Below are 9,216 nucleotides of genomic sequence, written 5' to 3'. Positions count from 1 at the left end.
GTGCGGGCTTCACAACCTCGGCAGCCTGCGGCTCGGGCGTGCCGTCGATGCGGCGCTTGCCGCGCTTCTCGACCACGACCTGCTTGCTGCGGCCATGGCTGAAGCTCTGGCGCACAGTGCCCGTTTCGACGCGCGGCTTGAGCGATAGCGTCTTGCTCGGAACGCTCAGCTTCTTGTCGCCAGGGGTCTTGGTATCAACCATTCAGCAGTCCTAATCCTGATTTATCAGTGTTGTGCGTTTCCGCACCGTCCAATTGGGTCGTCGTTGTCTCTCAGAAATCCTGGCCGGGCTTTTCGGCAGTCTTGTCAGCGTCCGCCATCCGGTATCGGACCAGCATCTGGCTACGTGACAGGAATGACTTGCTCGCCGGGCCCGCGAGCAGGGCAGCATGTATCACATTTGACCGGGTAAGTGCCAAATCCAATTCTACCGATTTCAGTACGGTAACGACGGGAATCTGCGGCTTGGCGCCGCGATTTCCGTCATTTTGACGCGCCAGCGTGTCCAATTTGCGGATTCCGTCCGCGGCCCCGTCGCTGGCGTGGATCAGGACCTCGACCGTGCCTTCCCGCAGGGCGCTTTCGACCTTGCCGAAACCGGCGACGATCTGGCCCGCCTTGGCCGCGATCCCAAGGACCTCGGTCACGCTCCGGACCAGGAGCGCCTCGATGTCAGCAGGAAACGTCTGGGGAATGCGCAGCTCGCGCTTGAAGGCCTTACCGAAATGGTGACGCCGCACGGCTTCCGCAACCACCCCGCGGGAGGCGGTGAGCCACATGCCGCGTCCGGGCAGCTTGCGCTTGAGATCTGGAACCACGTCGCCTTGCGGCGAAATGACGAAGCGGATCAGCTCGTCGATCGGCCGGACCTGCCGACTGACCGCACACATCCGCATGGTCGCGGACCTTTCGGTCCGCGGTCCATGGTCAAGTTCGGGGTCAGTATCGGTGAGCATCCGGGCGACATCCTCCTTCGCCCTTAAGCCGGCTGATCTTCGGTCGCCTCAGCCTCTTCTGCGGGCTTGGCGAGATCGGCCTCGGTGATCCAGCCGGCCTTGACGCGGGCCTGCATGATCATCGCCTCGGCATCGTCACGGGAGATATCGATACCGTCGAGCGCGCCCGGGAATTTGGTCTGCTCGCCGCCTTCCTTGCGCTCGGTCCAGCCGACCAGATCGTCGGTGGCGCAGCCCGCGAGGTCGTCGACCGTCTTGATGTCGTTCTCGCCGAACTTCACCAGCATCTTGGAGGTGACGCCGGGCACGTCCTTGACGGCGTCCTCGACACCGAGCTCCTTGCGCCTGGCCTCGATCTCCGCTTCCTGCTGCTCGAGATATTCGCGGGCACGGCTCTGCAGCTCCTGCGCGGTCTCCTCGTCGAAACCCTCGATGCCGGCGAGTTCCTTGAGGTCCACCATGGCGAGTTCCTCGACCGAGGTGAAGCCTTCGGACGCCAGCAGCTGGCCGACCACTTCGTCGACGTTGAGCGATTCCATGAAGACGCGGGTGGAGTTCTCGAAGTCGGCCTGGCGGCGCTCCGATTCCTCCTGCTCGGTCAGGATGTCGATGTCCCAGCCGGTGAGCTGCGAGGCCAGACGCACGTTCTGGCCGCGGCGGCCGATCGCCAGCGAGAGCTGGTTGTTGGTATCCGGGACGACGACCTCGATGCGCTCGCGGTCTTCGTCGATGACGACCTTGGACACTTCGGCCGGCGCGAGCGCGTTGACCACGAAGGTCGCGATGTCGGGCGACCAGGGGATGATGTCGATCTTCTCGCCCTGCAATTCATTCACCACGGCCTGCACGCGCGAGCCGCGCATGCCGACGCAGGCGCCGACCGGATCGACCGAGGAATCGCGGGAAATCACGCCGATTTTGGCGCGCGAGCCCGGATCGCGGGCGACCGCCTTGATCTCGACGATGCCGTCATAGATCTCCGGCACTTCCTGGGCGAACAGCTTCGCCATGAATTGCGGATGGGTGCGGGAGAGGAAGATCTGCGGGCCGCGGGTCTCGCGGCGGACGTCGAAAATGTAGGCGCGGACGCGGTCGCCGTTGCGGAACACTTCGCGCGGCAGCATCTCGTCGCGGCGGATGATGGCCTCGCCACGGCCGAGATCGACGATGACGCTGCCATATTCGACGCGCTTGACGACGCCGTTGACGATGTCGCCGATGCGGTCCTTGAATTCCTGATATTGCCGGTCGCGCTCGGCCTCGCGCACCTTCTGCACGATGACCTGCTTGGCCGACTGCGCAGCGATGCGGCCATATTCCAGCGGCGGCAGGGTGTCGGCGATGGTGTCACCGACCTGGGCGCCGGGATTGGCGCGCTGCGCATCCACCAGCGAGATCTGGTTGGAATGGTTTTCCACCTTCTCGACCACCAGCATGTGGCGCGACAGCCGCAGCTCGCCCTTCTTCGGGTCGATCTCGGCGTGAACGTCAGTCTCGCTGCCGTAGCGTGCGCGCGCGGCCTTGGCGATGGCATCCTCCATCGCCGCGATGACGATGCCGCGGTCGATCGATTTCTCGCGCGCGACGGCGTCTGCGATCTGGAGCAATTCAAGTCGATTGGCGCTGACTGCCATGGCTAGTCTCCTTCGTCAGGCTCGATCTCGCCCCGTCGCGCGCGTTCGGCGGCCAGGCGATGCTTCTTGGTATTGGTCGGGGCCGGCTTCTTCTTCGGCTTGGTGTTCTTGGTGGTCTTTTCGCTGATCTTGGCGTGCGGCGCCTGCGGCGGCTCGAGGCCGAGATCCCTGCGCATCTGGCGCTCCTCGGCCTTGCCGCGGCGCATCGATTCCGCGATCAGCTCGTCGGTCAGCACCAGCCGGGCCTCGCCGATATCCTCCATCGTCAGGAGCACATCGGGATCATCGCTCGCCTTGACGTCGTCGCGATGCAGATGAACGCGATCGCCTTCGACTGGCCCGATCCTGCCGCGGAACCGCTTGCGCCCTTCATGGGCGACCGCCATCTCGATCTTCACCAGATGGCCAAAATAGCGCTCGAAATCGGAACGACGGACCAGCGGCCGGTCGATCCCCGGCGAGGAGATTTCCAGCCGATAGGCGCGATCGATGGGGTCGGCGACATCGAGCACGGGCGATAGCGCCCGCGAGATCGCCTCGCAATCCTCGAGCTGCATCGAGCCGTCCGGCCGCTCGGCCATGATCTGCACGGTGCAGCCGGCTTCGCCGGAAATGCGGATCCGCACCAGGCGGTAGCCCATGCCCTCCAGCACCGGCGCTGCGACCGCGGACACCCGTGCCGCCGCGCCCGGCTCGACCACGAGCCTCGGCTCGGCCAGCAATTCGGCATCGGTGGAACCAGGGTTCGGTTCGGACATATCAGGGGTCAAGGCGCTCGTTGGATAAGGCTTGGGTTAAGGCTTGGTTAAGACTTCAAAGCCCGCTTCGGAACTCTCCCGACACGCGTCGGGCCGCATCTTCCGCCAAGCCGCGTTCAGGTAATAAAAAAGAGCGGGTCCTTTCGGGCCCACTCTCACTACGCGGATCGTATGAGAAGATGAATTGGCGCTGATATAGCGCTTTCTGTCTCCGTGGACAAGGCCCATCGCGGGTCAAAGGGGGCTTTTTGCGCCCGATTCGCAGCGTCCTGGGCCTAACGCTTCTTTCACCTCGGGAGGCTAAATTCCCTGATTGTGGGGCGGCTTGGACCAAGGGCGCACCCGCGGCGTGCCCTGATCGAGTTGCGTACATGACCGTTGCCACGTCGCTCATTCCCGGACTGGACGATATCGTCAAACGCGGCGACCCGCGCCGACGCGGCGAGATCGCGCGCGCCATCTCCGAACTGTTCTTCCGGGATTCCGCCAATCTTCGTCCCGAGCTCATCGATCTCTTCGACAATCTCCTGATCGATCTCGTGCCGCATGCCGAACTCGCCTCGCGCGTCGACCTCGCCGAGCGCTTCTCGCATCTGACCAACGCGCCGCCGCATCTGGTCAATCAACTCGCGCGCGAAAACGAGATCATGGTGGCAGCTCCCGTGCTGCGCCGCTCGCCCGTGCTCGATGATTCCGCTCTGGTCGAGATCGCACGGCTGAAGGGCCAGGGCCATCTGCTGGCGATGACGGAGCGGCCCGCATTGTCGGCTGAGATCACCGACGTGCTGGTCGAGCGCGGCGATCGCGACGTGGTGCGCCGCGCCGCGGCCAATGCCGGTGCGGTGTTCTCGCCGGGCAGCTATTCCGAGATGATCAAGCGCGCGGCGCAGGACGGTGTGCTGACACTCAAGATCGGTCAGCGCCGCGATCTTTCGGGCGAGCACCTGAAAGAGCTTCTCGACGGGACGCTCGACGTCATCCGCCGGCGACTCTCCAGCGTGGTCAACCCCGCGCGCCAGGTCGAGATCAAGCGCGCGATGGCGGCGATCGAGGAGGCCGCGCTGCCGCCGGGACCGCGGCGCGATTTCTCAGGGGCGCAGCGCACGGTGCTCACCTTGCATCGCGAGGGCCATCTCGGCGAGAGCGCGCTGCTGGGCTTTGCCAAGGCGCACAAATACGAAGAATCGATCGCTTCGCTCTCGGCGATGTCCGGCGTCCGTCTCTCGGTTCTGGACCGCCTGGTCGCAGGCGACCGTTACGATCCGATTCTCATTATCGGTCGCGTGTTGAATCTGGGCTGGCCGACGGTGCGCGCGCTCATCCTGCTCTGGTACGGTCCGCACCGCACGCCGGCCGATGCCGACATCGAGGCCGCGCGCGTGAACTTCACGCGCCTGATGCCGACGACCGCCGAGCGCGTCGTGAACTTCTGGCGCAACCGGCAGACGATCTAGCGTCACTCTCCGTCATTGCGAGCGAAGCGAAGCAATCCAGAAATCTTTCCGCGGAGGCACTCTGGATTGCTTCGTCGCCAGCGCAAATTGCTTCGCAAGTTGTCGCGGGCTCCTCGCAATGACGGCTAGCCAACCCGCCTGAACCGCAAGTAAGCCGCCTTGCGCCCTTCGCGGGCGGCCTTCCGGCCGTAGCGCGTCATGGTGTAGCCGTCCCATGGCTGCCTGAAGTCGTCGGCGCGTTCGGCAAGCCAGACGAAATCCTGCGAGCGCGCAAGATGCGACAGCGTCCAGGCGCAGTAATCGTCGATATCGCAGACGAAGCGGAATTCGCCGCCACTCTTCAGCACGCGCGCCATCGCGGCGATCGTCCTGTCCTGGACGAAGCGCCGTTTCCAGTGCCGCCGCTTCGGCCAGGGATCGGGATGGATCAGGTCGATCCGGGATAATGATGCCTTCGGCAGCCAGGCCAGCAGTTCGGCCGCATCGCCCGCAAACAGGCGGATGTTGCCGATGTTGGCGGCCTCGATCTGCGCGAGGATCTTTGCCATGCCGTTGACATAAGGCTCGCAGCCGATGAAGCCCGTCGTGGCGAAGGTCTGCGCCTCGGCCGCGAGATGCTCGCCGCCGCCGAAGCCGATCTCGAGCCGTACATCTTCGGCTGCGGGGTCAAAGATCTCGCGGGCGTCCGCCGGCGTTTCACCGTCGATGTCGAGCGCCAGATGCGGCAGCAGATGATCTACCAGCTCGGCCTGGTGCTGCCTGAGCTTGTGGCCCTTGCGGCGTCCGAAGAAGGCGCGCTCGCTGTCCTCGCGACCGGGGTCTGATTTGCGCTCGCTCATCGCAGCGTCTGGTACAGGCGATGGAGCAGCCGCGCGCGCGGCGCGAGCGACGAGACATAGAGCTGCTCATAATGGGTGTGGGCGCCCTTGCCGTCGACGCCGAGTCCGTCCAGCGTCGCGGTGTGCGCGGCGGTGAAATTGCCGTCCGAGCCGCCGCCGGTATGGGTGTCGATCAATTCGAAGCCGATCTCGGCGGCAACCGTCTTCGCATGCTCGTAGAGTGAGGCGCCTGCATTGCTTTTCTCGTAAGGCGGCCGATTGAGCCCGCCCGTGACCTCGACGGTGACGCCTTCGGTCTTCGACGTCAGCCCAAGGATCTTGCTGACGAACTCGTCTGCGTCCTTGAGGCTCAGCACGCGCAGATCGACTTCGGCATAGGCCTCTTCCGGCGTGACGTTGGGGCGCGTGCCGCCGCGCACCACACCGACATTGACGCTGACGCCGCGCTCGAGGTCGTTCATCCCTTCCAGCGCCAGGATGACGTTGGCGAGTTCGCGGACGGCGCTGCGGCCGTCTTCGGGCCGGGAGCCGGCATGCGCCGGTACGCCCTTGATGAACACGCGGAAGCGTCCGACGCCCTTGCGTCCGGTGACGATCTTGCCGCCGTCACGTGCCGGCTCCGTCACCAGCACGTATTTGGCCTTGCGCCCTTCGGTCTCGATGAGTGCGCGCGAGGTGGGGCTGCCGATCTCCTCGTCGGAGGTGAACAAATGCGTGATGCCCAGCGGCGAGCGTTCGGCCGTCGCGCACAGCACGCGAAAGGCGTGATGGGCGATGTAGGCGCCGCCCTTCATGTCGTAGATGCCCGGACCGAACGCGACGTCGCCTTCGACCTTGAACGGCAGGCGCTCGATAAATCCGAGGGGATGAACGGTATCGAGGTGGCTCAGTACCAGGATGCCCGGCCGGTCCAGGCCCCAATTCGACCGCGCCAGGAGATGATCGCCGCAGCCATCGACGCCGGCGATGCGCTCGAGCGTGACGGGCAGATCGCGGTATTGGTCCGCGACCATGGAGACCAGCCTGTTGACCTGTTCAGGCGCTTCCGTCGGCGTCTCGACCTCCACCCAGCGGCGGATGCCATCGAGAATAGTTTGGGAATCGAACCAATTTGAGCTGGCCATGGACGCATCTGTGCCTTTGAATCGCATCATCGAAGCGGACGCGCATCAAGGCGCGGCCACAAATGACGACATAGGCCAGATTTGACGCGGTCTCAAATCGCCATTGAGGCGGCGTCAGCGCTTGTCGGGCCCTTCGCGAGCCGCGATCTGCTCGACGAGATCGACGATCGAGCGGCGCATCTTCGAGTCGGTGATTCGCGTGAACGCCTTGGTCAAGGCAAGTCCTTCGGAGGTCGCGAGAAAGTCCGACACGTAAGAGGGCGAGGCGCCTTCGGCGAAGCCATTCGGACCCGCCACGCCACTTGGACCGCCTTCGAACAGGAACGACACGGGTACCTGGAGAATCTCGGCGATCTGCTGGATTCGGCTCGCGCCGACCCGGTTGGTGCCCTTCTCGTACTTCTGGATCTGCTGGAAAGTCAGGCCCAAAGCTTCACCGAGCTTCTCCTGGCTCATGCCCAACATGATGCGGCGCATACGCACGCGACTGCCGACATATTTGTCAACAGGGTTGGGCGCTTTCGACATTTCCTCAGCCCTCCAAACACCACCCTCAGCGCAATCTTTGGGAATGCCTCAGGTGCAAGCATCGTCAAATCAAACCCTCTTATTGGGAAACATTGCGGAGAAATTTAGCAACGCACCACTGTCTTTTGCAGCCGGTGCAGAATGGGGAGCCCGCGTGCAGTCTGTCAACCGTGGGACTGCGGTTGTCAAAAGTTTCCGGCCGCGTTGCTGACGAGGCTGCAATCAGCGATGCGGCTTGGCGACACGCCGCCGGACGGCGAGAAACACGGCTAGCGCGACGAGCATGGCGGCGGGCACGTCGCCCACCCGCGCGTAGACGGTCGGCGGGATCGCGGCGGGCAGGCTTGCATCCAAAATGCCTTCGATTCCGAGACCGAGGCTGGCGACGGTGCGGCCCACCGGATCGATCACTGCGGAAACGCCGGTATTGGCGGAGCGAACCAGCGGCAATCCGAGTTCGATCGCGCGCATCCGCGACTGCTCCAGATGCTGATAGGGGCCGGTCGAGATGCCGAACCAACCATCATTGGTGAGGTTCACGATCCAGCCCGGACGCTCATTGCGTCCGGCCACTTCGCCGGGAAAGACGGCTTCGTAACAGATCAGCGGCAGCGCGGGCGGTGCACCGGGCACCGGCAGCGCATGCCGCACCGTGCCGGGAATGAAGCCGCCGCGCACACGCGTCAGTTGCTCGAAACCGAGCTTCTCCATCAAAGACTGGTAGGGAAGAAATTCGCCGAACGGCACCAGATGCAACTTGTCGTACACGGCGAGCACGCTGCCGTCGTGATCGATCACGTAGATCGAATTATAGGCACGCGTGATCGGCGTGCCCCGCGGCAGGTCGGGCGCGCGGACCGAACCCGTGATCAGCACCGTGCCCTTCGGCAGAAGGTCTGCAATCTGAGCCATCGCGTCGGCCTCGCGGGTCAGAAAGAACGGAAAGGCCGATTCCGGCCAGATCAGGATCGTGGCATCACGCACGCCGGTCGATTGCGGGCCGGAGGCGCGGTCCGACAGCGCCAGGTATTTTTTCATCACCTCCGCCTTGGCGGCGTAGTTGAATTTCGCGTCCTGCTGCAGGTTCGGCTGCATCAGGCGCAGCTTGGCGCCTGCGACCATCGTGGTCGGATGCAGCGACAGGCGGATCGCGCCGAAGATGCTCATGACGATTAAGAGCGCAATTGCGGCTGCCGGGACGCGCCATTGCAGGCGGCGATCGGGCGTACGGTCGATCAGGGTCGCGGGGCTCGCGAAGATCGCAACCGTCAGGAACGTCATGCCCCACAGGCCGATCAGCGACGCCGTCTGTGCCAGCGGCAGCGGCTCGGATAGCGCATAGCCAAACGCGTTCCAGGGAAAGCCGGTCAGGGCGTGGCCGCGCAGCCATTCGCTGACCGTGAGGCTTGCCGCGAGCGCAAGCACGCGCGTGGCGTTCTTGGTCCAGAGCACGCGTGCCAGCGCAAAGCCTATGGCCGTGAAGATGGACAGATAGGCCGGCAGGCCGAGCACGGCGAACGGCGTCAGCCAGGCGAACACATCGGCATCGACGAAGAAGGCGTAGCCGATCCAGTAGAGGCCGGGCACGAAATAGCCGAGCCCGAACCAGTAGCCGGTCAAGGCTGCAGCGGGGACGCCGCCATATCGTCCGGCCCCGGTGCCGTCGATCAGCCAGACCAGCACCGGAAACGTGATGAACAGCACCGGAAAAAGGTTGAACGGCGCCAGCGCCAGCACCGACAGTGCTCCGGCCGCGATGGCGATGACGGCGCGCTTCCATCCCCAGGCGAGGATGATGGCAAGCGCAATCTGCCGAAGTCGCTGCAACGGACTCACTGTTGGCCGGTCCCGTCGCTCGGCGGCGGGCTGGGCGTGTCATTGGCCGGCGATTGACCGCTGTCCGGCGCGGCCTCGCGACGCCGG

9 protein-coding genes are annotated in these 9,216 nt (G+C 64.6%); 1 reads left to right on the top strand and 8 read right to left on the bottom strand.

Translation table 11 applies throughout. The features are described from left to right. The 4 genes from MOV74_RS22560 to rimP all read right to left on the bottom strand — a co-directional run. On the bottom strand, positions 1-202 hold a 202-nt coding region (locus MOV74_RS22560; RefSeq protein WP_246927054.1), incomplete at its 3' end, for a translation initiation factor IF-2 associated domain-containing protein. A gap of 70 nt (positions 203-272) precedes the next feature. Beyond that, positions 273-956, bottom strand: a complete 684-nt coding sequence (locus MOV74_RS22555; RefSeq protein WP_246927052.1) for an RNA-binding protein — start codon at positions 954-956, stop codon at positions 273-275. Between the two features lie 23 nt (positions 957-979). Continuing rightward, positions 980-2,590 carry a transcription termination factor NusA gene (gene nusA / locus MOV74_RS22550; RefSeq protein ID WP_018319418.1) on the bottom strand — a complete coding sequence of 537 codons (1,611 nt, stop codon included), beginning with the start codon at positions 2,588-2,590 and terminating at the stop codon, positions 980-982. 2 nt (positions 2,591-2,592) lie between these two features. Then, positions 2,593-3,348: a ribosome maturation factor RimP gene (gene rimP, locus MOV74_RS22545; protein WP_246927049.1), complete on the bottom strand. Its 756-nt coding sequence runs from the start codon at positions 3,346-3,348 to the stop codon at positions 2,593-2,595. 371 nt (positions 3,349-3,719) lie between these two features. On the opposite strand from rimP, the gene MOV74_RS22540 reads away from it, so the two are divergent. Beyond that, entirely contained in the window at positions 3,720-4,802 is a 1,083-nt protein-coding gene (locus MOV74_RS22540) for a DUF2336 domain-containing protein (protein WP_246927046.1), read from the top strand. Between the two features lie 125 nt (positions 4,803-4,927). Here MOV74_RS22540 and trmB read toward each other — a convergent pair whose 3' ends face one another. From trmB to lnt, 4 genes are all read right to left on the bottom strand, one after another. Further along, positions 4,928-5,641 carry a tRNA (guanosine(46)-N7)-methyltransferase TrmB gene (trmB, locus tag MOV74_RS22535; protein ID WP_246927043.1) on the bottom strand — a complete coding sequence of 238 codons (714 nt, stop codon included), beginning with the start codon at positions 5,639-5,641 and terminating at the stop codon, positions 4,928-4,930. Then, positions 5,638-6,795, bottom strand: a complete 1,158-nt coding sequence (locus tag MOV74_RS22530) for a M20 family metallopeptidase (RefSeq protein WP_246927028.1) — start codon at positions 6,793-6,795, stop codon at positions 5,638-5,640. The genes trmB and MOV74_RS22530 overlap by 4 nt, the downstream gene beginning before the upstream one ends. Positions 6,796-6,879: 84 nt before the next feature. Continuing rightward, complete coding sequence (locus MOV74_RS22525) at positions 6,880-7,293, bottom strand: helix-turn-helix domain-containing protein (RefSeq protein ID WP_027546813.1); 414 nt, start codon at positions 7,291-7,293, stop codon at positions 6,880-6,882. 222 nt (positions 7,294-7,515) lie between these two features. After that, complete coding sequence (gene lnt / locus MOV74_RS22520; protein ID WP_246927025.1) at positions 7,516-9,129, bottom strand: apolipoprotein N-acyltransferase; 1,614 nt, start codon at positions 9,127-9,129, stop codon at positions 7,516-7,518. Between the last annotated feature and the right edge of the window lie 87 nt (positions 9,130-9,216).

The organism is Bradyrhizobium sp. SHOUNA76, from assembly GCF_023006445.1.
Lineage (GTDB): Bacteria > Pseudomonadota > Alphaproteobacteria > Rhizobiales > Xanthobacteraceae > Bradyrhizobium.
Note: the sequence above shows the minus strand (reverse complement) of the source record. Positions and strands in the feature narration are given on the sequence as shown.